21 protein-coding genes are annotated in these 24,707 nt (G+C 69.3%); 1 reads left to right on the top strand and 20 read right to left on the bottom strand.

The window, feature by feature from the left end; translation table 11 throughout:
- Positions 1–27: 27 nt before the first annotated feature.
- The 18 genes from ASF00_RS01105 to ASF00_RS01025 form a co-directional block, all read right to left on the bottom strand.
- Positions 28–1,767 carry a DUF6519 domain-containing protein gene (locus ASF00_RS01105; RefSeq protein WP_055872945.1) on the bottom strand — a complete coding sequence of 580 codons (1,740 nt, stop codon included), beginning with the start codon at positions 1,765–1,767 and terminating at the stop codon, positions 28–30.
- Positions 1,768–1,791: 24 nt separating this feature from the next.
- Positions 1,792–2,325 carry a hypothetical protein gene (locus ASF00_RS01100; RefSeq protein ID WP_055872942.1) on the bottom strand — a complete coding sequence of 178 codons (534 nt, stop codon included), beginning with the start codon at positions 2,323–2,325 and terminating at the stop codon, positions 1,792–1,794.
- A gap of 63 nt (positions 2,326–2,388) precedes the next feature.
- Entirely contained in the window at positions 2,389–6,477 is a 4,089-nt protein-coding gene (locus tag ASF00_RS01095) for a phage tail protein (RefSeq protein WP_055872939.1), read from the bottom strand.
- Positions 6,474–8,099 carry a baseplate J/gp47 family protein gene (locus ASF00_RS01090; protein ID WP_055872937.1) on the bottom strand — a complete coding sequence of 542 codons (1,626 nt, stop codon included), beginning with the start codon at positions 8,097–8,099 and terminating at the stop codon, positions 6,474–6,476. The genes ASF00_RS01095 and ASF00_RS01090 overlap by 4 nt, the downstream gene beginning before the upstream one ends.
- A 10-nt stretch (positions 8,100–8,109) precedes the next feature.
- The gene (locus tag ASF00_RS01085; RefSeq protein ID WP_055872934.1) at positions 8,110–8,529 is read right to left on the bottom strand and encodes a GPW/gp25 family protein; all 420 of its coding nucleotides are present in this window, start codon (positions 8,527–8,529) and stop codon (positions 8,110–8,112) included.
- Positions 8,526–8,771: a hypothetical protein gene (locus ASF00_RS01080; protein ID WP_055872931.1), complete on the bottom strand. Its 246-nt coding sequence runs from the start codon at positions 8,769–8,771 to the stop codon at positions 8,526–8,528. Before ASF00_RS01080 ends, ASF00_RS01085 begins: the two co-directional genes overlap by 4 nt.
- A 10-nt stretch (positions 8,772–8,781) precedes the next feature.
- Entirely contained in the window at positions 8,782–9,156 is a 375-nt protein-coding gene (locus ASF00_RS01075) for a hypothetical protein (RefSeq protein WP_055872928.1), read from the bottom strand.
- Positions 9,153–9,962, bottom strand: a complete 810-nt coding sequence (locus ASF00_RS01070) for a phage baseplate assembly protein V (RefSeq protein ID WP_055872925.1) — start codon at positions 9,960–9,962, stop codon at positions 9,153–9,155. Before ASF00_RS01070 ends, ASF00_RS01075 begins: the two co-directional genes overlap by 4 nt.
- A gap of 3 nt (positions 9,963–9,965) precedes the next feature.
- The gene (locus tag ASF00_RS01065; RefSeq protein WP_055872922.1) at positions 9,966–11,084 is read right to left on the bottom strand and encodes a hypothetical protein; all 1,119 of its coding nucleotides are present in this window, start codon (positions 11,082–11,084) and stop codon (positions 9,966–9,968) included.
- Between the two features lie 3 nt (positions 11,085–11,087).
- Entirely contained in the window at positions 11,088–11,405 is a 318-nt protein-coding gene (locus tag ASF00_RS01060; protein WP_055872919.1) for a hypothetical protein, read from the bottom strand.
- 11 nt (positions 11,406–11,416) lie between these two features.
- Positions 11,417–12,160: a CIS tube protein gene (locus ASF00_RS01055; RefSeq protein ID WP_055872916.1), complete on the bottom strand. Its 744-nt coding sequence runs from the start codon at positions 12,158–12,160 to the stop codon at positions 11,417–11,419.
- On the bottom strand, positions 12,160–14,103 hold the full coding sequence (locus ASF00_RS01050) for a hypothetical protein (protein WP_055872912.1): 1,944 nt from the start codon (positions 14,101–14,103) through the stop codon (positions 12,160–12,162). Before ASF00_RS01050 ends, ASF00_RS01055 begins: the two co-directional genes overlap by 1 nt.
- Positions 14,103–16,037: a hypothetical protein gene (locus ASF00_RS01045; protein WP_055872909.1), complete on the bottom strand. Its 1,935-nt coding sequence runs from the start codon at positions 16,035–16,037 to the stop codon at positions 14,103–14,105. The genes ASF00_RS01050 and ASF00_RS01045 overlap by 1 nt, the downstream gene beginning before the upstream one ends.
- Positions 16,034–17,899, bottom strand: coding sequence for a hypothetical protein (locus ASF00_RS01040; protein ID WP_055872906.1), 1,866 nt, complete (start codon positions 17,897–17,899; stop codon positions 16,034–16,036). Before ASF00_RS01040 ends, ASF00_RS01045 begins: the two co-directional genes overlap by 4 nt.
- Before the next feature lie 3 nt (positions 17,900–17,902).
- Positions 17,903–18,127 (bottom strand): DUF6760 family protein, encoded by a 225-nt coding sequence (locus ASF00_RS19205; protein ID WP_321163415.1) that lies wholly within the window; start codon positions 18,125–18,127, stop codon positions 17,903–17,905.
- Positions 18,070–18,876, bottom strand: coding sequence for a T4 family baseplate hub assembly chaperone (locus ASF00_RS01035; protein WP_055872903.1), 807 nt, complete (start codon positions 18,874–18,876; stop codon positions 18,070–18,072). Before ASF00_RS01035 ends, ASF00_RS19205 begins: the two co-directional genes overlap by 58 nt.
- Positions 18,873–19,343, bottom strand: a complete 471-nt coding sequence (locus ASF00_RS01030; RefSeq protein ID WP_055872902.1) for a phage tail protein — start codon at positions 19,341–19,343, stop codon at positions 18,873–18,875. The genes ASF00_RS01035 and ASF00_RS01030 overlap by 4 nt, the downstream gene beginning before the upstream one ends.
- Positions 19,344–19,371: 28 nt before the next feature.
- The gene (locus ASF00_RS01025) at positions 19,372–21,591 is read right to left on the bottom strand and encodes a phage tail sheath C-terminal domain-containing protein (protein ID WP_162233544.1); all 2,220 of its coding nucleotides are present in this window, start codon (positions 21,589–21,591) and stop codon (positions 19,372–19,374) included.
- 40 nt (positions 21,592–21,631) lie between these two features.
- Between ASF00_RS01025 and ASF00_RS01020 the strand changes: the two genes are divergently transcribed.
- On the top strand, positions 21,632–21,817 hold the full coding sequence (locus tag ASF00_RS01020; RefSeq protein WP_055872893.1) for a hypothetical protein: 186 nt from the start codon (positions 21,632–21,634) through the stop codon (positions 21,815–21,817).
- Here the strand turns inward: ASF00_RS01020 and ASF00_RS01015 are convergent.
- Positions 21,777–22,808 (bottom strand): hypothetical protein, encoded by a 1,032-nt coding sequence (locus ASF00_RS01015; RefSeq protein WP_055872890.1) that lies wholly within the window; start codon positions 22,806–22,808, stop codon positions 21,777–21,779. The two genes, ASF00_RS01020 and ASF00_RS01015, sit on opposite strands and share 41 nt — an antisense overlap.
- An 843-nt stretch (positions 22,809–23,651) precedes the next feature.
- Positions 23,652–24,707 (bottom strand): LacI family DNA-binding transcriptional regulator, encoded by a 1,056-nt coding sequence (locus ASF00_RS01010; protein WP_321163416.1) that lies wholly within the window; start codon positions 24,705–24,707, stop codon positions 23,652–23,654.

The raw sequence follows: 24,707 nt of genomic DNA, 5'->3' as shown, positions 1-24,707 counted from the left end.
TGAGACGCTACGTTCGAACTTGGCAGGTCAGATCTTGGTGACGAACGAGACTTGGCGCACGGCATTGCCATCTTGGTAGAACACGCTGGCGTTGCCGCTATCGACCGCAAGATTGGGATAGCGCGGAGACCCTGTCTCGCTGACCATCGGCCGCGCCTCGCCGAGCAACCCCGCCTCGCTGGTGCGACCGATCAGCTGGTTGCCGCCGCCGGGCGCGGTCAGCGCATAGGCAAGCCACAACCGTCCGGGCGCGATGAAACCGGCGGCAAAGTCGCGCACTGCACTGGCGGGCATCGTCGCGAGGCTCGTCCACGTGGCCGGCCATGCGCCGCCAGCAGACGTCTTCGACAGGATCGACAGGGTCCCGCCCGCCTGTTCGAAGAGCAGGATCTGCGGACCCGGCACGATCGCGACGCGGGCCTGCGCATCGGTGCTGGTGCCGACCACCGTCAGGCTGTTGGCGCCAGCGCCCGGCAGGAAGTTCTGGGTGAATACCGTCGGCGTGGCCGATGCGGCGGGATTTTGTCCGACCCAGGCGATCTGCGTGCTGTTGTCCGACAGCCGCATCGCGACCACGCCGATGTTGAGGTCGGGACTGCCGACGTCCAGCGGCGCGCCCCAGCGGGTCGCAGGCGGCGCGCCGGGGTCGAAGCGTCGGCTGAACAGTTTGGCCGTCCCCGCCTGTCCGGTATAGAATATGCGCCGAAAGCCCGCATCCTCGTGGACGATCGCCATGCTGGTGACGTTCAACACGCCGGTGAACTGAAACTCGTCCTCGGCCGGCGTCACGGTGCCGTTGGCCAACACCTTCGCGCGCGACAGGAAGCGATCCACGCCCGCGACGCGCACCCAGTAGAGGAAGGTCCCGTCAGGCGCCGGCGCGGTGGTCGGCAGGTTGAACGACCCCCCGGTCAATCGCGTGACAGGTACGGTGATCGAGGGCCGGTCGCGCAGCACGCCGTTGAGCACGTCGCGCAGCGAGAAGGCGAGCTTTGGCGTGCCCGTACCATCGACCGCATAGCCCGGCCCGAACACGTCGCCGGTGAGTTGCTCAAGATCGCGTCGCGACGATACCTGCAGGCCGGTGCGGCGGGCCTCCCCCAGCGTCTGGTCAGTCAGTTCCTGCAGCGCGGTGCGCGTGACCTGCGCGAGCATCGCATAGCTGTGGCCGGGCCGGAAATCGGGATCGCCCGATTGCGGGACGCCGGATCCGCCCGCGGGAGTGCGGACCCGCACCACCCATTCGCGGCGCAATCGCGAACAGCTCTCGGTGCCAAGCCCGGCGAGGATCAGCGTCGCGTCCTCGGCGGCGGTGACGAGCCGCTCCCATACGTCGAGATAGATCGAGAGCGGCGTGGTGCCGGGTACGATCGCGACGATCGCCGGGACGCCCCAGCGCGCCGCCAGTGCCGCCGCGCCCGGCTGGCTCGCGTGGAGCGGCTGGGCGGTGAACAGCGTGTCGGCGACGATGAACGCCTCGAGCCCGTCGACGAACATCCGCCCCGCGGCCATCGGCGCCGCACCGCCGCCCGCCATGATCCGAAAATCGACTCTGCTGCCGGCGCCGCCTATCCCACCGATCCGGAAGCCGTCATTGCCGAGCGGAATGCCGTCGCCGACGAACCAGCGCACGAACGCGCGGAGTTCGAAGCGGCGTATGTCCTCGCTCTCGTTCCAGTCTGCGTCGACCAGCGGGACGCCCTGCGCCAGGCGTACCGAGACATAACGGCGGAGCGGATCGAAGCTGTTTGGCGAGATGACGGCCATGCGCGTTTCCTTTGCCGATACGGATCAAAACAGGAGCCAGATGGTGCGTTCGAGCGTGCTGACCGGATCTTTGGCGATCACCGGGTGGCGGACGAGATTGACGAGCAGGCGCGCGCCACCGAGCGTGGCCATCAGCCCGAACTCGCGCAGATTGGCGGCGACATGGTGCGCGTCGGGCCAGGGCGGCACCGCGGGGCCGATCGTCGCCTTGATCTGCAGACGATTAGTCGGCGCCGCGGAGACGATGTCGCCGTTGAGGAAATCCATCGCCAGCGCCGGCCCGGTGACGAGGAAGGGGGCGGGATCGGCGAGCGTGCTCTCCGCCTCGGTCGGTGCGGGCGGTGGCGTCGCGTCCCAGGTGGGAACGCCACCACCGATCGCCAGCGCGCCGATCGGCAGCGCCGCCGGGCTGCCGCGCATATAGCTTGCGAGCAGCAGGCGGGTGCCGGTGACGACGACGTTCGACCGCCAATCGCTCTGCCAGGTCACGGTGCCGTCGGGCGCGCGCAGCACGTCGCGATAGCGGCCGGACGGTAGCGGGATGGGCGTGGCGTGCATCGGGTAGACCCTTATGTGATGGTGGCGCGGTGTCCGGGTGGCGGTGTGTTCGAATGGGGCGGGCTAGCGTGGCGGCGGAAAGAAGCTGCGGCGGCGCAGCGTCGGCAGAACGAGCGGGTCGGCTGACACGTCGCCCGCGGTATTGGTGCGCAGCACCAGCCAGTCGGGGAGCACCGCGCCGCTGGTATCGCCGGGCAGGCCGATCCGGTCGACGAACGCCATGTCGTCGAGGAAGCTGTCGGTGATGAAGCCGTTGGCGAACACGAACTCTTCGGGTGCGGTCGGATCCAGGATCAGCACCGCGCGCATATTTACCGGCAGAAACTCGTGGAGCAGCTGCTGCAAGCGGAGCGCGGCGTCGGCGGTGATCGATCGTCCGTTCGACCCGCGCGAGAGATACAGCCCGATCGTGCCGCGGGTATAAAAGTCGTTGGCGGCCAGCGGCGGCTCGCCGTCGAGCACGGGGCGATGCGGCGTGTAGCTGAGCAGGTCATCCCAATGCTGGCGGCGGCCATTGCGTGCCGCGTCGTCCGCCCGCACCGTCGTCGTCCCGCTGGTGCGCCGCTGCGTCGCGGCGATGACGGCGGGCATGGCCGCGATCCTGGCGGCACCGGCGAACAGCGGCGAGACGTCGCCCGGCGTAAACCCCGCATCGGCGCGGTGCAACAGCGTCAGCCCGGCGGTCGCGGGCGCGCCGACCGGTGCGGGCAGGATGACCGGCACCGGCGCGCTGCGATGGACCATGCCCGTCATGATCGGCATCGGTCCGCCCGGGGTCAGCGCAGCGTCGAGCACGACCTCGGCGAGCCCGACGCCACCGCCGCGATCGGTCGAGAAGAATAGTCGCGCACCGCCGGTCGCCAGCGGCAACAGCGCGGGGTCGCGATCCGCCGCGCGTCCCCCCACCGGCGGCGTTGTCGCATCGCGTGTCGCGGTCCAGCTGCCCGTGACGGGGTCGAAACGTTTGAGACGCAGCCGCCGCTGGTCGGCGACCGGATCGGCGATGGCGGTCTGCGACCAGGCGAGCAGGTGCGCGCCATTGGCCTCGGTCGCCAGCACGGGCTCGCGCGCGGCGGGTTCGTCGACCAGTATGACCGTCGCCGATCGCGCGGGCTCGATGCGCGCGACCGCGTTGCTCGGCAGGCCGTTTGTCGTGGTCACGCGCCGTACGACGTCGCCGTCGATCATCACGGCGCCCGCGGCGGTCGCGGCCCAGGCGGTGGCGCCATCGGTCGAAATCGCGGTCGCCGGGCCGACGCCGTCGAGCATCGACCAGTTGCGCCACCCGGTGGCGTCGCGACGCCAGACTCCGGTTGCCGCCGCCACCCACAGCGTACCGTCGGTGTCGCCAATCGCGACATCGCGCAGGTCGGTGGCCAGTGCGGCGGGGGCATCGACGGTGGTGAACCGGGCGCCGTCGGCGCTGTGGCTCAGCCCGGCGGCGGTGGCGATCCACAGCGATCCGGCACGATCGAACGCCAGCCCGCGGACGTCGAGCGAGGGCAGGCCGGCGGCAAGCCCGACCGCCGACCAGAGGCCTGCGGGATTGCTCCGTGCGAGACCGGCAGGCGTGGCGATCCAGACCGCCGCATCGGGTGCCAGCACGACCGCACGAATATCGTCGGCGGGGAGGCCGTCGGCGATCCGGAACGTTGCCGGCGCACTGCCGGGGATCACCTGCGTCAGTCCGGTCGCGGTCGCCACCCACAGCGCGCCGTCGGGGGCCAGCGCAAGCCGTCGCGTGTCGTTGCCGGCCAACCCCGCGATCGCGTCGATCACCTGCCAGCTGCCGTCGGGTCGCCGTCGCGCGACCCCCGCGTTGGTCGCGAGCCACATCTGCCCGGTGGCGTCGATCACCGCATGGCGCACCGCCGCGCCGGGCACGCCCTGGGCGACGCCGAACGGCGTGACGCTACCGTCTTCGCCGCGCCGGGCGAGGCCGGCGTTCGTGGCGATCAGCGTCGCCCCGGGAATCGTGGCCGCACCGGCGATCCGCCATGCGTCGGTAAAGCCGCTCCACGCCAGGCGGATCGTGCCATCGGCGCTCGCCGCAGCGGTCAGGTCGCGCGCCATGCTTGCGCGGGCCAGGGCGTGCGGGACCGCGAGAGTCAGCCGAGGGTCCCAATCGCCCTGTGCGAGGGGCAATTCGGCGAGCCCGAGCCGCCGCGCGCCGGTCGATCCCGCAAGGTCGATCGACAAGCGCGCCCGTGGCCCCCGCGCGACGGAGGTGAGAAGCAGCGAGCCGTCGGGCGCGCTCGACGCGCTGGCGCCGGTCAGCTGCGCGTTGACCGCGGCGACCAGTTCGGCGGCGGACGCCTTTCCCGGATCGGCGAAATCAGCCGCGCGGACGATGAAGTCCTCGCTGCCCCCCGCCGTGACGAGCCGGAGGCGACCGCCGACGACGAGCGCCATCGGCGCGGCACGACGGCCGGCCAGCCGTGCCGGGGTCGGCTCGGCGGCGGTGGCGAGCGCGGTATCGATCCGGGCATCGGGCGTGCCAGCGTCTGTGATCCAGGCGATCAGCATGCGCCCGTCGGGCAACGGCGCTGCGGCGGGATGGCGAACGTCGGCGGGGACCGGCAGTCGCGCCGCGCCGTACCATCGGCCATAGGCAAACGCCTTGGCGACAATTCCGCCGACGCGGTCCGCGACCGGGGTGGGATCGCTCCCGGTCGCGGGATCAACAGTCGCGGGATCGACGGTCGCTGCGGCATCGTGCAGGATCAGATGGACCCGGCCCGACCGATCGGTCGCGACCGCCGCGCGCTCCGCCGCGGCGCCGACGAGCGAGAGCAGGTCCGCGTCGGGATGCCGCACCCGCAGCCGCGCATCGGTGCGGCGACTACGGCTCCGCAACCGCAGCCGGCCGCCGACGTCGCTCGCCTCGATCTCGGTGGTAGCGGCGCCGATCCGCGCCGCGAGGTGCGCTGCAGTCAGCGCAGCCAGGTCGCCATCGCCTTCGCCACCATCCGCAAGGCGAAGGACGAGCGCCGCGCCACGATCGACCTCGATCGTCAGTTGCGCGCCCGCAAACAGCATATAGGGCCCCGGTGCCGCCGTCAGTTCGGCCGCGAGCGTGCCGAGCCCGGCGGCATCGTCATTGCCGACACCAAAGCCCAGCGTTTCGCCGATGTCGAGCGGCGAGCGCCAGCCGCCGGCGCGTTCGACCGCGGCGAACAGCGGTGGCCGTGGCGGATCGTTGGCGCGCGCGATGAACTGCGCGAACTCGGCGACCCGCGTCGTCCAGCCGGTGTAGCGCTGGACGATTGCGCGATAGCTGGTGATCGACCCCAGGGACCGATAGAGCCGCGGTGCAGCCTTCAGTTCGTTGCGCGCGAGCGGCACCGCGTCGGTGTCACCCAGGCGCCAGCCGAGCCATTCGGCGAGCAGCGGCAGATGTCGCGCGTCGACCGCGTCGACATCGCGAAGCGACCAAAGGCCTTCCGCCGAACTGCGCATTGCATCGAGCGCGGCACCGAACGGATCAAGGAAGCGCCGCAACTGCCCTGCCACCGCGGCGCGGCCGGGCTGGCCGACCGACGCCTCGGGAATCGTTGCCGATTCGATCGTCGGCTGGCGCAACGTAACGTCGCGCTGACGATGCGCGGCGGGCAGCATGTCGTAGAGCGTGCGGTTCAGCCCAAACGGCGCGGCGGGCATGCCGGTCGCCCGCAGCCGCACGCCATCGCCGGCCGGATCGGTGTATCTCAGCTCGTAGTAATAAGTGATGCCGGGCGCCAGCGACAGCGGCGTGTTGCCACCGTCGACGATCGCGACGTGGCGCGATACCGGCCGGCCATCCGCCGCGATCCGCGTGGTGAGGATGCGCCGTTGCCATTCGATTCCGGGGGGCGTGCGCGCGATCGAGATTGCCTCGATCCGACGCCGCTCGGGCCCGTCGATCTCCTCGCGATCGGGCAGGTCGAGGATCGCGATGCCGGGTCCGGGCACGCCGGGGAAGGTGGCGCTGTCATAGACCAGATACGGGTCGGGCACCGTGGTGACGCCGAATTCCCAGTCGCGCGTCTTGCGGCGCAGCACGAGCCGCGGTGCGTCGGCGAGCGTTTCCCCCGCGTCGGGCGTCAGCGTCCACCCTACGCGCAGCCGCCGCGCGACCAGATCGGGCTCGACGCGGAAGCCCTCGATTCTCATTCTAGCGCTCCGACCCGGACATCGGTGACCAGCCGATCGAGGACCGGGATCTCATACGCGCCGAGCGTAATGCGGCTTGCCGGCGTCATGCGACCAACGAGGGCGCGACGGATCGAGTCAGGCAGCAGGTTGAGGGCGGGGAGGCCGGCGCGGCGCAGTTCGTCCTCGACGGGCAGGTCGGCGGTGTCTGCGGTTGCCAGCCGGGCAAACCGGGTGATGCTGGCCGCGACGACGCCAGGCACCGCCTCGACCAGCGCATAGAGATCACCCTGATACAGCGTCTGGCCGAAGCCGACCGCCGCAAATGCGAAATAGCCGCTGGCTGCGTCGATCACCCGCTGGCGGACGGTGTCGGCGTGAAAGCGCGGATCGACTTCGGCGGCGAGCGCGAGTTCGATCGGCGCGCGCTCCGCGTCGAGTATGCGGACCAGCGTACCCGCCATCCGCTTGTCCTCGAAAAAGTCGAGCAGGCGCGCGCGCAGGTCTTCGGGCAGCGGTTGCAGCGTGTCGCCTTGGGGCGCGACGACGACTTCGATCAGGTTCCAGCTTCGGCTGCGCGCCTTGACCTTGGCGACGCCCCCCGCGCGCAATGCCTGCGCCTCGTAATCGTCCAGCGTCACCGCACGTCGGTTCGATCGATAGACCGCGGGGCCGAGCCGGGCGCCGCTCGCCGCATCCTCGGCATCGGTGCCGCCCGCCGCGGCGATCGGGTTGGTGACGGCGACGAGCAGCGGGATCGCGGTCTTCGCGCGGGCGATCGCACCAGCCGCGACGTTCCCTACCGCGCCGCCGCCGACCCGGAAGGTCGCCCTCACGCCGTTGCTGCCCGGTGGTGGAATGCGCCCGAACTGACCGTCGCCGGTGCCGATCCGCGCGTGGCCCGCATCGCCGAACGTCAGCGTGTAATCACGCGCGTCGGCGGGGGCCAATACCAGCCGGCCGGCGGCGTCCTCGCTGTAGAGGAAGCTGTCGCGTCGATCCCAGCGCACCCAGCCGCCGCCCTCGTCGATCTCGACCGTCAACGTCTCCGCGAGCAACGGCGCCCGGTCGATCGTGAACTGCTGGTTGGGTTCGCCGGTCGAGCTGCCGATCACGATCTGCGTTTCGGCGCCGGCCTGGACGACGGGCAGCCGCACGCTCGCCCGCTCGGTATTGGGGCGCACCGATTGCGCGGGCGCCGCCTGATCGGAACGCAGGTCGATGCCCAGCGTCGGGCCGAGATAGCTGAAGTCGATCGTCGTATCGCCGACGCCCGCAGCGGTGAATAGCGCACCCGATGCGATCGTCGTCGCCGCTGGCGCGAGCGTCGGAAATTCGAAGGTGAGCAGCAGGTCGGCGCGTGCCGGCGCGGGCGGGGCGAGTTCGTAGCCGATCAGCCGGAGCAGCTGGACCAGGCTGCGCCGTTCGACCGCGGTGCCGGGAAACATCTCGCTGGCAATGCGATCCTGATAATACAGGACGATGTCGCCCATATAGGCGAACATGTCGACCAGCAGGATGCCGACGTCCGACGGAGTATGGTCGGTCCACTCCGGGATCCGGAAGCGCGCCAGATCGAGCATCGCGCGGCGCAGGGACTGATAGTCCTTGTTGGTGTAATCGATCGCGGGGCGGGTGGACATGCTGTGCTCCTCAACCCAGCGGGACCATGAGGCGATCGGTCGCCGCATCGTTGGTCAGCGTGTAATCGAGCCGTAGCGAGAGCGTGGCGTCGGGATCGCCATTGCTGGGACCCCCGCTCCCGCCCCTGCTCCCGCCGCCGCCGTGGCGCTCGACGCTGAGCGCGGTGACCATGATGCGCGGCTCCCAGGCGAGCAGCGCCTGCTGAATCTCGCGTCGGATGAGCACCGCCAGCGCCTCGTCGTTGGGATCGTGGACCAGCGACGCGAGCCGGGTGCCATAGTCGCGTAGCATCGGTCGCTCGCCGAGCCGGGTGGCGAGGATCACGCGGATGTTCTGGCGGATCTTGTCGAGCCCGGTGGCGCGCGCGATCCCGCCGGTCAGCGGATCGATCCGGAATGGAAAGCCGAAGCCGGTGACGGGCATCGTCATGACAATGCCACCGCGTTGCTCTGCTGCGCGGTGCCGATCACCGCGTTGGCAAGGTTGCGCACCTCGCTGGCGACGCCCTTGACGCGGCCGGCCGTGACATAGGCCTCGACGGTGTCGGCAATCGCCTTGGCGAGTTCGTCGGCGGCGCGGTCGGCGGACCAGCTCTCGGCACCGCTCCGCGTGAAATTATCCTTCAGCCGGGTCGACAGGCTGATCGCGAGCGCGGCAGAGTTGAGCGACATGGCGGGATCCTCAATCGAGCGGGCATGCCGGCAGCGCGGGCAGCTGCGGCAGTTGCGGAAGGGCGGGGAGCGCCGGCACGCCGGGGATCGGCGGGATCGGCAACGCGAGCGAAGGCAGCGACACCGCCGGCAGATCCGTCACGCCGGGCAGCGCAGGTGGCGCGGGCAGCGACGGCACCGCGGGCAGGGTGGGCAGCGCGGGTATGCCGGGGATCGGCGGGATGGGCAGCGCGAGCGAGGGGAGCGACACCGTCGGCAGACCGGGCAGTGCCGGCGGTGCGGGCAACGCTGGCGCTCCCGGCAGGCTCGGCAGCGCCGGCACCCCGGGGATTGGCGGGATCGCGAGTGCCGGGATCGGCAGCGGGGGGAAGGTGCAGCGCGTCACTTGACGAGCACCGCGCCCGAGAGATGGACCGCCGGGACCAGCGGCGCGGGGGGGACTGGCGGGAGTGTCGGCCCCATCGCGGTCGGATGCGTGTGCATCAGGAACTGCGTCCACAGCGCCTGGAACGCGGTGCCCATCACCGTCGGCTGGCCGCCTGCCGCCGCGCCGTTGCCGAGCGCCACCGTTGTGCCGTCGAGGATGATCTGCTTGGCGGTGATCCGCACGGTGTCGCCGGTCAGATCGAGTGCTGCGCCGTCCTTGTTCATGAGCACGATGCCGGCATCGGTCAGCGTCATGATCTGGCCATGTTCCGACAGCAGCATGGCGTTGCCGCCGTCCGCCGCGCTCAGCGACATCGTCGTGCCGTTCTTGTTGGCGATCGTGATGCTGCCCGCCTGGTCGATCGCGACGAAGGCGTTCGAGGCGTGGCGGATGACGACGCGCTCGGCACCATCGGTATCGTCGAACTCGACGACATGGCCGCCCGGCGTATGGACGACGCGGTTGTCGGGCGGTTTCACCTGCGATTCGGGCGGCGCGGCGTTGGTCGGATAGAAGGTCCCGACCCAGATCGGCAATTGCCGGTCGCCGCCTTCGAACTCGACCCAGACGAACGCTCCGATCGGCGGTACGAAGAAATGGCCGGAGGGGAAACAGGGGTGCGCCCAGACCGCGAGCGTGGCGCCGAACACCGCCGGCACCGTGACCATGATCGCACCGACCATTGTAGCGTCGGCATTGTCGACGACGCTGCCGCGATATTTGCCGTAATAGCGGCCGGTGTGGCGGGCGAGATCGGGATGCATGGTCTATCGCGTCAGTTCGAATTCGGTGACGTAGCTGGCGAGCATGTCCTCGTTCGCACCCGGCGTCGCGACACGGTGGCGGGCACGGCGGACATACCAGTCGGTTTCAGCCCAGCTGGCGACGCCGGCCAGCGTGATGCGCGTCTTCGCGCGGATATTCACCATGCCGACGCAGCTGCCCCGCGCGCGCCAGCCGAGCGTGCGCGTCGGATCCTGTGCCGCGTCGCCGGCGGACAGACCCGCCGCCAGCCCGGCCGGCCGGAGCGTGGCGGGCGTCTCGATCGCCTGGGCGGCGACGGCGATTGCATTGTCGATCGGCGCGCCGGCGCGGTCGGCGGCGTCGAGCACCCGCGCGCTCGGGCTTTGCGAGGGCTCCGCCGGCGCTGCGGGCGGCGCGGTGACGTGCGTCGCGCCGGTCGCCGCATCGATCGTCGCGGTGCCCCGCCGCGGATCCGCGGTCGCGGCATCGCGATCGAGATGGAGCGACAGGATGCGGTTGGTGGTGCCGATGTTCGACAGGGTGCCGACCGGTTCGCTCGTCACGAGCCGGGCGAGCGGGACGAAATAGAATTGCGATCGTGCGTCGTTATATTCGACGAAGGCGATGCACCCGGCGCGCCGGCTTTGTTCGGTGATGAACGCCCAGTCGTCCTGCGTTTGGCGCAGCGGCGTGGTCGCGCCATAGCTGGGGTCGGCGGCGGGCTCGATCTGCGCGACCGTCACGCCGGCATCGGGCGCGCGCGTCACGATCGTCCGGACGATCGAACTCAGGCTGCCGACATCATCGGTCGCCTCGAACGCACGCTTCTGGATGCGCGAGGCGAAATCGAGCGCGGTGAACCGGACGCGGGCCGGCTCGCACCCGTCCTCGCGGATCTCGACGCGGGTGATCGCGCCTTCGAACACGGTCGCGAACACGTTGGACCAGCCGAGCTCGACGAGCAGCGTGTTGCCTTCGCGCGGCGTGTTGCTCGCCAGACCAGCGGGGTCGTCGAGTTCGACGACCGCGCGGTCGATCAGCCGGTCATGATCCTCGACATCGACGAAGCGGACGTTCGCCGAGATGTCGATGCCCTGAAGGAGCACGCGCTGGTAGGGCAGGGCTGCCGGTGCGCTGGCCACTGCTCAGAACCGCCGGTCGCGGACGATGCGCCCGGTGTCGTTCGTCCCGACGATGTCGACCACCTCACCGGCGCGCCAGTCGAGCGGGAACGCGAGGCGGTTGGCGTCCGCCACCCGCCACCAGCCATCGCTGGTGCCGCCGTAGCGCCAGCTGAGCGTCTCGAGCGTCTCGGTGCCGGTCAGCGCGTGCCGCGACCGCGCCGCAGCGGCCGGGGGCGTGTCGTAGAGCCGCGCGGGCAGCATCGCACGCGCGGTGCCGTCGCGGTCGGGCGCCTGCCGGACGGCGCTGGTGGCGTAACGCGATCGAATGGCGACGGGCATGCTGCGCTCCCTCAGAGATCGAAGATGTGCTTGATGGCGGAGACGCCGGGGATGACGTTGACGTAATCGCCGCCATATCCCGGCCGCGCGAGCGTGGTCGCGACCCGGATCGTCCGCTCGATGGTCTCGATCATCGGCGTGATCGCTTTGGTCTGCTGCTTCAGCGTCACGCTCACCTCGGCCCGCGCGGGCGACGTGTCGGGATTGAATCGCGTCATCTTGATCGACAGGCTCTCCATCACGCAGTCGGCGTTGATCCCGCCGTAGATCAGCGTGCACTGCGGTGGCGGGAACGTCGTCTCGAACCCGCTGCTGAACCATTCGATCAGTCCGCCGGCATCGACGCCCGGATTGACGAACGATCGCAGGATCGCGAGGTCGGGTTCGATGCTGCCCTCGTAGCGATTGCCGACCTCGGCGGTCGCGCCGTCGAGCGGGACGCCGCCGTCGATGACGAAATCCAGTGAGAAGATGCGGTGATCGCCGCAGCCCGCCTGGAGCGGGTGGGTGCGGACCAGTTTCGGCCCGATCTCCTGAAGGTCCTTGTATGCGGCCGCCGGGGCGGTCGCGAGCTTGGTGTACCAAGGCTGCGCCGAGCTCATCGCCGCACTGGTCTTGTCGAATTCCCAGTTCCCGAAATTCGTCGCGTCGGTATATTTATAACTCTTCTTCTCGGTCATCGATTCCGGATTGAACTGGAACCGGAAGACCAGCGGCGGCAGGCTGAGCCACGAGGCGAGATAGCCGCGCGCCATCAGACCGCTGCCGCCAGCGGGGCGCCGGGTGCGAAATCGAGCCCGCGGCGCCGCAGTTCGTCGAGATGCGCGAGCACGTCGCCGGTCAGCCGGTCGATATCGAAGCGGGCATGCGGTTCGGCGCGGCGGGCGGGGGCGGCGGCCGGGGTCAGATCGATGACGACGTCGGCGATCTCGATCGTGGCGCGCACACGATCGACCGTGTCGGCCACGACCGCGCCGGGGATCGACTGTGTGTCGGTGGCCGGCGTCCGGCGGAAACTGTCGGTCAGCCGGTCGAGCATCGTCGTGAACCCGGTGCCGGTCAGCCAGGCCTCGTACGCGCGGGCGATCGCCTCGAGTCCGGTCGCGGGCTGCCGGCGCGCCGCGGTTTCGGCCTCGGCGAGGATGCGGGCTTGCCCAAAACTGCCTGCGACCTCGGTCGAGCGTTGGTGGACGAGCGCGAGCTGGGTCGCGAACCGGTCCGAATTGCGCTGCAATTCGTCGGCGACGAGCGTTTCCATCCGCGTCGCGACGGCCCCCAGTCCCGCGCGCAACGCTCCGATCGTGTCGTCCATCCCCTGGAGCAGCCCTTGGCGCGTGCTGTCGAGCGCGCCTTGCAACGCGGCGACCGCGGCCGGCGGTGCGATCGCGTCGGCGACGTTGGGCATCGGCGGGAGCAGCGACGACGGCAAGGCGCCCGCCGTCTGCGGACCGGGAATCCCGATCGCTGCCGCGGCGGCAAGCGCCGTGGCCTGGGCGGGATCCAGCGCGGGCGCGCTTGGCCGGATCAACGCGAGCAGCGGCGGCAACACCGCGGGCAGGATCCGGACGAGATGCGTGATGAGCCGGAAGATCCGCAGATCGCCGAACCGCGCCAGGACGACGAACAGCGTGTCGACCAGCCAGCGGAGCATGACGTTGACGGTGCGCTGCAACGCTCCCGCCAGGAACTGGAAGACGCTCAGCGCGCCGGTCAGGACGGTGCCGACCAGCGTGAAGATCCCGGTCAGCGCGCTGCGAATCGGCTCGGCCAGGATCGCGGCGAGCCCGGCGGCCAGCCGCGCCGCCGAGGCGACCAGATCGAACACCGTCACCAGCACGACGCCGCGCAGCAGCAGGACGTTGCGCACCAGGAACTGTAGCATTTCGATGATCGCGAGCTTGATCGCATCAAGCTTGTCGACGAACAGCGCCAGGCTGCCGACCAGGATCGGCACCAGCGCGGTCAGGCCCTCGACGAGGCGCGAAACGCTGGCGACGGCCGCCTCGACGGCGTGGAGCATCGTCAGCCAGCGCTCGCCGGCCGGGGTCAGCGAGGCTTGGAGCCGCTCGGCGGGCGGTGGCGCGCCGCTGCCAGCCGCTTGGACCAGCCCGGTCGCGAGGTCGAGGATCGACCGCAGCTCGGCAAGCTGGTCGGTCGCCGACTGCCCCAGGGCGCCGGTCGGTGTCGTCGCCGCCGACGCGGAGTCCGCGGTCGTCGCGGTGGCGGGCTGCGGACCGATCCCCAGCCGCCGGATGATGGCTTCGATCGTCGTCACGATCGACTGCATCATCCCAAGCATCACCGGCAACGCGACGCCGGCGATCGTGCCGCCGACGATGCCGCCGATCAGCCCGCCAAACAACCGGCCGATGCCCCCCAACAGCCCCTCGATGAACCCGCCGATCCCGCCGCTCGCGACGAGATCGCGGATATTGACGATGTGGACCGCGAGCGCGCCAGCGACCATCGGTGGCGCGCCGAAGCCACCACCCGGCGTAAACGCCTCGGCGAACGCAAATCCGGCATAGCGCGCCGTCGCTGCCGCGATCTGGTCGACCGACAGCCGCATCGCCGCCAGTTGCGCGATCGCCTGCCCCAATTGCGCGGCGAGGCTGTGCGTTTCGAGCGCGGTGACCCGCCGCGCGAGCGCCTCCTGCTCCATCAACAGAAGGCTGAGCGGGAAGCTGGTCGGGTCCATCAGCCGCTCGCCGCCTGCGCCAGAATACGGCAGCCCTCGCCATAGGCGTCCTGGACCGCGCGCCGGACGCACTGTGCGGTCTCGCGGACCAGCGCTTCGTCGATCGCGCGGTCGCCACGGCGGATGTCGAGCCGGTGCATGTCGACCCGGGCGAGCACAGCATGGCGGGCGAGGATATGCGGCGAGGTGGCGGTGACCACGACGGTGTCGCCGCGTCCGGCAATCGTCTCGTCGTGCCAGAAGCTGCGCATCGCGCCGACATAGATCGGGATCACGTTGCCGATCGCCGCGAACCCGCCTGCGCTCAGCCAGCGCTCGATCGCACCGGCTGGGGCGTGCGGCCGTGCGTCCAACGCCTCGACTTGGTCGGCGAACAGGTCGTTGGCTGCGGTCGCGGTGGCGGCCGTGAAGTCGGTCAGCGCCGGACCGGTCCGCGCGACCTCGTCCGCACTCGCCGAGAGGGTCGCCGCGAGATCGGTCAAAGCGCGCGCGCCGACACCGATGATGCCGGCGATATCCCGCGCGATCGCCGTGCCGAAGCTGGCGACGGACCGGCCGATCGCGGCGCCCCGTGCGCCGATCACCTGCTGATGGAGGTTGGGCATCCGCGGCAGGCGTGGTGCGATCGTCTCGTCCGGGTAGCTGCCGGTGTTGGCGAACAGCGCCGCGACGATCTCGCTGATCAGGCGCAAGGCACGGCTTGCCGCTCGGCCCCGCGCGCCGGGAATCGGGAATACCGCGACGCGGGCGGCGGCGATCATGCCTTGCAGTGTGTGATACAGCGCGAAATTGAGCGCGGCGCCGGCGGCGTCGATCAGATCGTTGGGCGTCAACCGGATGCCGAAATAATCGAGGACGAACGTGCTCGGGCCGAGGAATGGCCTGATGATGCCGAGCAGGTCGAAGTCGAGCGCGTGATCGATCGCGCTCAGCACGGTGTCGACTATTGCGATATACTGGTTGATATACGCGCGGATCGCTTCCAGAAAATCGTGGAGGACCTCGGTCAACAGCCCGAAATAGCGTTGCGCGAAATCGCCGTAATGGCGGACATTGTCGGCCAGCAGCAGCCCCATGACGGTGACGATGGCGGGGATGCGGCGCAACTTGTGCGGCAGCGTGGTGAAGAAGATCGCATAGACGTGGCGGCGTAGTGTCGCGAGCTGGGCCTCGACCGACTGTATTGCGGTCAGCACGACGAGCCGGAACCCCGTCCAGATACCCCGAACGAGCGTGGCGAGGATGTCGGGTAACGCTGGTATGACGACCAGCGCCGCGACTACGTACCGGGTCAGCGTGTCGAGCGGCTGCGCGTTGAGATAGCCGGGGATCGTCGCTGCGGGATCGGCGGCGCGCACCGTAGCGGCCGCGGGCGTGGACGGTCCGACATCGCGCAGCCCGCGCACCCAGGCGATGTCGCCCGCGATCGTGCGGAGCTGGCCGCTGCTCGTGACGATCGCGCGATAGGCCATCGCTGCCAGACCGAACAAGTGTCCGGCGCGTGCCGTGCGCGGATCGAACATCGTCGCGGTCGGCGTGGCATAGGTGGCGATCTGCTCGTCGATCGCGACCAGGATGGTGCGGATCGTGCCGAGCAGGGTCGGCAGGATCGTCTCGTCGCTCGCCGCCTGCCCGACGCGACCGACACCGCGCCCGAACGCGGCGAAGGGCGCCGCGATCGCGCCGCCGATCGCGCCACGACCCGAACCATGGGCGGTCAGCGCGCCGGCTTGCGTCGCGGCGACACGGCCGACCAGCGCGGTGCCCTCGAAGGCATAGACCGGGAAACCGCGGGTGCGGGGCTCGAGGATCTGCAGCTGCTCGAGCCGTTGCGTCAGCCAGGGGCCAAGCGGCGTGAAGCTGCCGAGCAACCGGTCGATCGCGCGCCGGAACGGCAATGCGTGCGCAAGGGCGGCGAGATCGATCGGCATCATGCCGCCGCCAGATAGGGTTGCGCGCGCAGCAGCCCGGTCAGGTCGTTGGCGAAGTTGCGCGCCGTCGCGGGATCGCCATCGGGGAGCATTATCGTCAGCCGGCCGATGATCGGGCGCAGTCGGCCATTGTCGGGTACGAGGCGTACCGGATGCTGGTCGGCGGTCATGTCCGCCTGCGCGACGACGACTGCGTCGATCGCGGCGAGCATCGGGCGCAACGCAGGCAGGTGCGCGCGGATGAGCGGCATCAGGCTCTCCGCGATGAGGCTGTGTGCCTCTGCCCGGCGCTCCTCGATCGCCGCGCGCCCTTGCTCGACCATCGCGGCCGGTACGATGTCCATCAGCAACGGCAGAAGTTCACGCGCCCGCGCCAAACCGATCACCGGAGCCGGCGCGGCGGCCGCGTCCGCGACCGTCGCTGCCAGTTGATCCGCGACGATGCTGGCGGGTGCGCGCGTCAATTGCGCGATCATCGCCCGCGCTTCGTCGGTCAGCCGGAACGGCGCGACCGTATCGGCCGGCAGCGCGCCGATCGTGAACCGCGCGCCCGATCCGAGCAGCGATTGAGGATCGAGCAGCGCCTCGGCATTCTCCAGCGTCGGCGCCGCGGGACGCGGCCCGATCAGGCCCTCCACCACGGCCGGGTCCGGCAGCCCGGGCCATTTCGGCGCCGCGGCAGGCAGCATCGACCCCGTCGATCCGCCAGCCGGCGAGGGCGGCGTCGGCGCGGGCGGGATGATCGTCCTGACGAGGGTCACGACGCGGCCAAGCGCCCGGAACGTCGCGATCAGCGGGATCCTGACCAGAATATTGCGCGCGGCGCCGATGGTCGCGTCCAGATCGTTGCGGGTATAGGCGTTGGCCAGGAAGGCGCCGATGATGAACTGGACGGCAAGGGTCCAAAGCGCTTCGGTGACAAGCGCGATCATCCGGTCGATGCCCGTCATGACGCCCTGCAACAGGCTGGCGAGCAGGTCGGGCAGCGCACCCGGCGCGCCGCTCCACAACCATTCGAGCGGCGCGCGCGCGTCGTCGATGATCGCGGCGACCAGCGCGATGGTCGCGTCGGCAAGTCGCTGGATCGCCAGGAATTCGAGCGTCCACGGCAGGATCAGCGGGCCGATCCGCCGGACGACCCCTGCGAACGCGCCAAGCCCCTGCGCGAACAGCCCCGCCAGCCGATCGAGCAGCCCGAGCAGCGACGCGATCAGCGGGTTGCCGATGTCCGAGCGCGGCCCGAGCAGGCGCGCCACGAGGTGCGGCAGGGCCACGAACAGCCGCGCCAGTGCGCCAAGCGCCTCGAGCCCCAACTGGACCGCGTTCGGTACGCCGGCGGTGGCCACGACATAGAGGATCGCGCCGATCACGCTGACCGGCAGCAGGATCGCCGCTACGCCGAGCCCTGCACCGGCTACCCCGGCGCCGATCCCGAACGCCGCCGCACGACCAAGGAAGGACGTGCTGAACAGCAGATGGAACAGGATTCGCGGCAGCTTTCCAGTCGCGCTGCCCAGTAGCCCGTAGAGGGCGAGAACGATGCCCGACGGCGACAATATGAGCCCGAGCGCCATGCCGGTCAGTCCTGCCAGCGGCTCGACGAGATTGGGCCCGCTCGCCCCTGCCACCGACGGCGCGCGGGCCAGGCGATACTGCGCCGCCAGCGCATCGAGATTGGTGATCCCGATCAGCAGCGCGTCGCCCGCGCGCGGCAGGCGTGCGCCGAACCAGTTCGACAAAAACGCACCGCGCGCACGATCGATGACCAGCGCCTCGATCGCAAGCACCGCGCGCCAGCGGTCGAGCGGCGGCATCACCCTTGCCAGCCGGCCCAATTGCTGTTGGAGGAAAAGCGCGATCGGCACCCGTCAGCCCCGCCGCGCCGCATTAATCTCGGCGTTCTCGCGTTCGATCTGCTCGCGGAGCAAGGCGGCAAACGCCTGTCTCTCGTCAGTAGGCATCGACATGATTTCGCTCCAGGACCAGTGAAGATGGTAGGCGAGGAAGAACAGTTCGCGCCTCAGACCCTCCAAATTCACTCCACTGCTAAAAAACGCGACAGATCCAGATTGGCCTTGAACTCGTTGCCGCATGCTGGACACTCGATCGGTCGGATCAGGTCCACCCCGGGTGCGGCCGAATTCAGCGCGCGATCGATCAGCCGGCGGTCGGTCATCGTCAGGTCGACGAGCATCTTGGGTCCCAGCGCCTCGAGCCGGTGCGCCGGGACGTCACCAAGAGAAACCATGCAGCGCGCGAGCAATGCGTTCTTACCGAGCGAGGGGTTCTTGCGCATCTGTGCGGCGACCGCACTTTCGTCGGCCCCGGTCGGCAGCCGCAGCACCATTGCGGTGTGCAGCATCCCCGCCCGGTCGAGATAGCCGTCCTCCAGCTCGACCAGGATCGGCTCGACGCGCTCGCCCTCTTCGAGCGAGCGGACCGGGAGGTCGTCGAGGTCCTCGGTCACCTCCCAGCCATGGCCGCAGGACGGGCATTTGTAGCTCGCCTCCAGCGCGGCGCCGAAGGTGATCGCGCGCAACCGCAGCAACAGATAGTTGCGATCCGCCGAATACATGTTGGCGACGACGACCGGCGATACCGGCTCGCCGCCGAGATCGACGATACAGCCATGCAGCAGCTCGGTGACGAGCTTGCCGCCGTTGCGCTGGTTCTGCGTGTCGGCGAGGATCGCCTCCTCGCGGCCGGTCATCTTGCGCAACGCGCCGTCGCGGCGGATCGCGCCATCCTCGTCGGTGACTCCGATCGGCAGCGTGAACGGCAGCGTGCGATGACCGCTGGCGGGCTGCGCGCGATCGAGCGGAAACTCCTCGTGCATATTCATCCGACGCGCTCCAATCCCTCATGCTCCAGCACGATCGTCTGCTTGAGCAGCGTCGTGCTCCCCGCCTCGAGATCGGTGAATTTCGACGACTTCACCCAGGCGCCGTAAAAGGCGAAGGTGAGGACGTCGGCACCGTTGTGGCGCTTGACGATCATCCCGTTCTTGCGGACGCCCGACGATCCCTGATCGGTGACGTTGAGCCGGAAGGTCGACTGGAACCAGTCGCGGAACACCTTGTCCTGCGGACTGCCGTCGACATAGCGCTCGACCGTCAGCGATTCGAATTTCACCTTGGAGCCGGCGAGCTTGTAGACCCTGAGCGACGCGCCATCGGGCTGTTCGACCGATTCCAGCTCGCCTTCGGACAACCCCGAGACCTTCGACACGCCGGGGCTTTCAACCCCTTCGACCATCAGCACGAACTCGTTCGCGCGGTAGCTTTCCCAGATATTTCCGACGAGAGGCATCGCAGTTTCTCCTGGCTGGACGGTGGCGTCACTGCTCGGCGACGACGCCGCCCGACGGTTGCTGGCCGACGGTGATGAGGATCGTCTCGGCGGGCCGGGACGGGTAAAAATAGACTTCGAGGTTGAGGATGCCCTGATCGACCTGGTCGGGCGGATTGTTGGTCGTGTCGCAGATGACGGTGAACACATCGGCGGGATTGCCCGTCCCGAACGCGCCGCGTCGCCACAGCCCGAGGAGGAACGGCGTTACCGTGCCGTAGTTGATCGAATTCCACAGCTGCGCGCGGTTCGGTTCCTGGCGGACCCAGCGCAGCCCGTCCTTCAGGCTCGACTTGACCAGGTTGAACAGCAGCCGGACGTTGACATACAGCCAGCGCGTATCGGTGCTCAGCGTCCGCGAGGCATCGATGACGATGCCGGCGCGGGGCATCGCCCGGATCCCGTTGACGCTGCCCTCCTTGACAAGCTGCGTGTGCTCCTCGTCGGTCATGCGATAGGTCACGTCGATCGCGCCGGCGAGGTTGGCCTCGTCGCCGGCCGGCGCTTTCCACACGCCGCGTAACCCGTCGATCCGCGCATAGACGCCCATGATGTGGCCAGTCGGCGGGATCGTCCGCTGCGGGGCATCGCCGACGCCCTGCGGATCGGACACGACGATCCAGGGGCTGTAGAGCGCGCCGTACACCTTGCGGCCCTGAAACGCCTGGCCGTAGGCGACGGCATCGGCACCCACCACGCCCTCCGGCGTCGCGCCGACATACATGCAGTCCTCGCGGGCCTGGCAATAGGCGAGGCCACCGATCACGACCGCGGGGTCGCTGCGTTCGCACGCGACGAGCTGGACCGCGGCGGTGTCGAACGCATGGAAACCCGTGCGCGCGGCGGGATCGCCGACGAAATCGGCCGCCGAGGGCGCGCCGTCGCGACCACCGGCGAGCGGCGCGAAACTGGCGCCGACCGGCAGATCCGCGCCGACCAAGCTCGCGCTCAACAGGTCTTCGGCGAACACGAACCGCGATCCGGTCATCGGGTGATTGAGCCGCGCCGGCGCGTAATCGGCGGTGTCCGCCTCCATCGACAGCCCGTCCCACACTTCCGCGACATTCGCCGGATCGGTTCCGCCTTGCGCGACGATCAGCTTGAAGCGGACGGCGCGCACGCGGATCTCGCGGCCCTTCCACGTCGCGATGTTGGCAATTGCGGGTGCCCAGGTGATCGCACCCGTCAGATCGTTGCGCGTCATCAGCTTGGCGAAGGCGCGGTTCGCCGGCGTTGCCGGATCGGTGATTTCGAGCGCATCGCCGGGCATGAACGCGTCGCTGCGGCGCAGTGTCGCGCCGGTCGGCGCCACCGCCGCGGGCGCGGCAAAGCTCTCCGCGACGATCGCGGGGAAACCGGTCGCGGCATTAGGCGCGCGGACGCCGACGCTGGTCCAGCTATTGGCGAGATGCGCGATTTCGCCGGAGGACGTGAGCACGAGCTTGCCGCCCGGATTGATCGCCGCGACGACCTTGCTCTGGCGCGCGTTGATCGCCGCGGCGACCTCGCCTGGGGTGGCGTTGGCGGGATCGGCGAAATCGGCGGGTTGGAAGGTGATGGTCTGGTCGGTGCCGTCGACCGTCAGCGCCAGCGAGGGCAGCGCCGAAAGGTCGGCGGTCGCGGGCAGCGCGGCGGCCGATACGATCGATGCCCGCGCGCCTTCGCGCAGCCGCGTCTCGAACGCCGGGCTGGGCTCGACCTTGATGGCGAGGCCATCGCCCCAGCGCCCGGGGTCCTTGGCGCCGCGGAAACCGGCGAACAGGCGCAACGTCGATGCCGCCGCCGCATCCTTGAGCGACAGCGACGCGGCAAGATGCCCCGTTGCCGGGTCCGAGGAGACGACCCGGTTGATATAGGCCGCGCGGCCGCCATTGTCGAAAAAGCCCTTGACGAGGTAGGCGCCGAGCCCTGCCGGACAATAGCTGCCAAATCGCTCGACGAACTGGTCGAACCGGTCGATCCGGACAGGCCGGTTGGCGACCCCGCGCCGGGTCAGCACGTTGAACGCCGCGACCGAGGTGGAGGCGGCGACGATCGAGGGACTGGCAGAGCCGTCCACTTCGCGGATGTTCAGGCCGATATTGGGCATGGGCGTGCTCCTGCTAAACGGGGCGGCGAGGAAGGTCGGGGCGTCGGCGCGGCGATTCCGGCGCTTCAGGTGGATCAGGCGGATCAGGCGGATCAGGCTGTTCAGGGGGCGGCGTCGCATCCAGGGCCACGCGGGGCACATCCGGCGGGGATGCGCCGACATGCTGGAGCGCACCGCCGGCGATCAGGCGGTCGATCTGGCGCGATCGAACGCGTTCGACGCGCTCGCCAGCAGCCACGACGACCACCTCGCCGTCGGCGTGCAATTCGACCGGCTGGCGGCGAGGATTGTAGAGGATCACGCGATCATCCACCGGCCCTCTCCCGCGGATCGATGGTCGTCGTGATCGCCTTGACGGGGACGACGACCACCGGGACGCCGCGCTCGCGCCACGCGGTCACGCGCAGATGGATCAGCTGGCGTTCGATCGCGAAGGCGCGGTCGCGGACGGGCGCCGTGACCCATTCGAGGCGCAGCGCCGCGTCGTTGACGGCGATCGTGCCCTGGCGGGGTAGCGCATCGAGCAGGAAATCGACCAGCGCGGCCTGATCGGCCCGCGTCGCGGCGCGCGCCTCGACCGCGTAATCGAGCGTGAACGCTTCGCTGGCCCCGCGCAGACGCAGCCCGCCGCCGGTGAAATCGGCGGGCGTGACGCCTGCGGCATCGAGCGCCCAGGCGGGCTGCAGATCATAGGGCTGGAGGAGGAGCAGCGGCAGCGTTGCGGGCAGCGGCGCGCCCGCCGCCACGATCTGCGCCGCCACCGGCACGCCGGCGATGCTGATCTTCGCGTCGAGCCGGGCGAGCAAGGCCGCGTCGATGTCGGCTGGTATCGATGCGCGCGCGGCGGCGAGTGCGTCGAGGCGCGCGACGAACGGCGTATTCGCCACGCAGCGCAGTTCGATCTGGTTCACGGCGGCACGGACCAACGGCGGCAGATCGATCAGACTGAATCGCGGCGACTCCCACCGATCGGCGCGATCGAGCGGCAGCCGCCGACGCCAGTCATTGCCGGACGAACCGATCGGGGCTGCGGCGGATCCCAGCCGCAGTTCGAGGAAGAAGGGGGCGTCGGCGCGCGACCCGGTCGCTATATTGGCCTGCCACGTCAGCCGCAGTTCCGGCCAGGGCGCGAGATCCAGCGGCGCGATGCTGCGGCGCAGACGATGGTCGAGCACCGGCCCCGCACTCTGCGCCACGAGCGACCGCGCGTCGCCGCTCGGCGTCTCGGTGGCAGCATCCCCGACGATGGTCAGCCCGGCGGATGGAGTCATTCCATCGGACGACAACGCGGTCCACGCCCCCCATAGCTGCATAGCGTCGATCATCAGCGCAGCCAACAGTTCCTCCTGTTGCGCCCGCCTACTGAAAGACGGTCGCCAGACTTCATGCTGTTCAATGTCGGTACGCGGTACATGCTGCCGCGACTCGCGCCAGAAGACCTTGAATATGTGCACAGTGTCCGTGAGCTGGAACGGCCTGTCAATAAATTGTAGATCTGAATCGAACCGTTCGGAGGCCGAGGCTGACTATGGCAATCGAGACTATCGCAATATTATCTGACTAATATGTATTGAAGACCCACAGTATGGGGTAGTTTAATGCCAGAGAGCGCAAGCTATCCCGATAGCGCAATATACGGCGCATTCCGAACGCCTATCCTATCATACTGACCGATAAAGATCAGGGAGTAGGAAGGGGAACGGTAGGCATTCATCCAGTGTGAACCATGTTTTTCGGCGACCGTCGACAATGCCATGCCGCGCCAAGACTTGTCCATCGCCTTAGCCGATAGCAAAGGACCGTAGGTCTGTGCGCCAGGTCAGCCCAGGGATCGGTGCCGGCAAATGACGTTTTGGGCCGTCGTGCGGCAGCGTTCGCGTTGCCGACCACCGCCGCCGACCACGGCCGATCGCCGCCGCATGGTCACGATGGCGTGGCGGTGCTCCGACACGGCCGCGGTCCCGGTTGGCCATGCGAGGGCCACGGACGGTCGATAGATGGTCGCACGTGGCGGTTACGGCGCGATGGTGCCGTCGATGCCGTGCAATGCCGAACGTCTATCAGGACGATCGGTGGCAAATCCGGCTGATGCCGCTCCCTCAGCGCCTTTCGCCGCATCGGTCGCCACCGACAGGCACTGCGCTGGCACACCGCCTCCCGGTGGCAAACACCCCATCGAGCTATGCGGCGGTCGGTTGGCCTGTTTTCGCCCCTTGAGCCGGTCCCGAGCTTGAGCGGCCGATAAAGCTATAGGGTACCTGCACCGATCGCGCGGGCCGGTCGCCGGCCTGTTGGTACGCGGGGTCGGCTAGGATATCGATGGCCACACCGGCGAGCACGGCATTGGGTTGGCGAATGGTCGTCAGTTGAGGCCATGCCATGCGGGCAATGGGCGCATCGTCGAAGCCGACGACGGAGAGCGCCTTGGGTACGGCAATGTTCCTGCGCGCGGCGCTCACCAGAACACCCAAAGCCATCTCGTCATTGGCGGCAAACACCGCGCTGGGACGGTCTTCGGTCGACAGGATCGCGTCGCCCGCGGCGATGCCCGACCGGAAACTGAAGTCGCCGGCTTGAATCCAGGCTTCCCTGATGTCGATCCCCGCGCACCGCATCGCATCGCGAAAGCCCGCCAGCCGCTTGCCGGCGGCATCATGCGATACGATCCCTTGCACGAACGCGATGTCGCGATGCCCCAGCATGATGAGGTGCTCGGTCATATCGCGCGCGGCCTGATAGTCGTCGATGTGGATCACCGCGGCCGACGCGCCGGTTTGTGATGAATTCAGCTTCACGACCGGGATGCCGCGCTGCTCGAGCAGGTCGGTGAGATCGGACCAATCGCCGATCGGCGGGGTGAGAATGACGCCGGCGAGTTGCAAGGCCTGCAACGTTCTCGCGACCTCGTCGAGCGGCGCGGGCGCGTCGCGGTCGATCCGTTCGACGACGAGATGATAGCCGTGATGGCGGCAGCGGGCCATCGCGCCCAGCTGGACCTCTGCGGCATACCCCGATGCCGGATCGTCGAAAAACAAGCCGATGAGGTAGGATCGCGAACTCGACAGGCTGCGGGCGTAGGCGTTGGGGCGATAGCCCAGTTCCGCGACGACCCGCAGCACATGGTCCCGCACCGCTGGGCGAACATGCGCCTCCGCATTCATCACCCGCGAAACGGTCTTGGGCGACACGCCTGCGGCGCGCGCGACATCCTTGATTGTTACCGGCGGCGTCATCAT

The sequence above is a fragment of the Sphingomonas sp. Leaf34 genome (genome assembly GCF_001421805.1).
In the GTDB taxonomy this organism is placed as follows: Bacteria; Pseudomonadota; Alphaproteobacteria; order Sphingomonadales; family Sphingomonadaceae; genus Sphingomonas.
The sequence above is the reverse complement of the archived record's forward strand: the minus strand, read 5'-3'. Positions and strand labels throughout refer to the sequence as shown.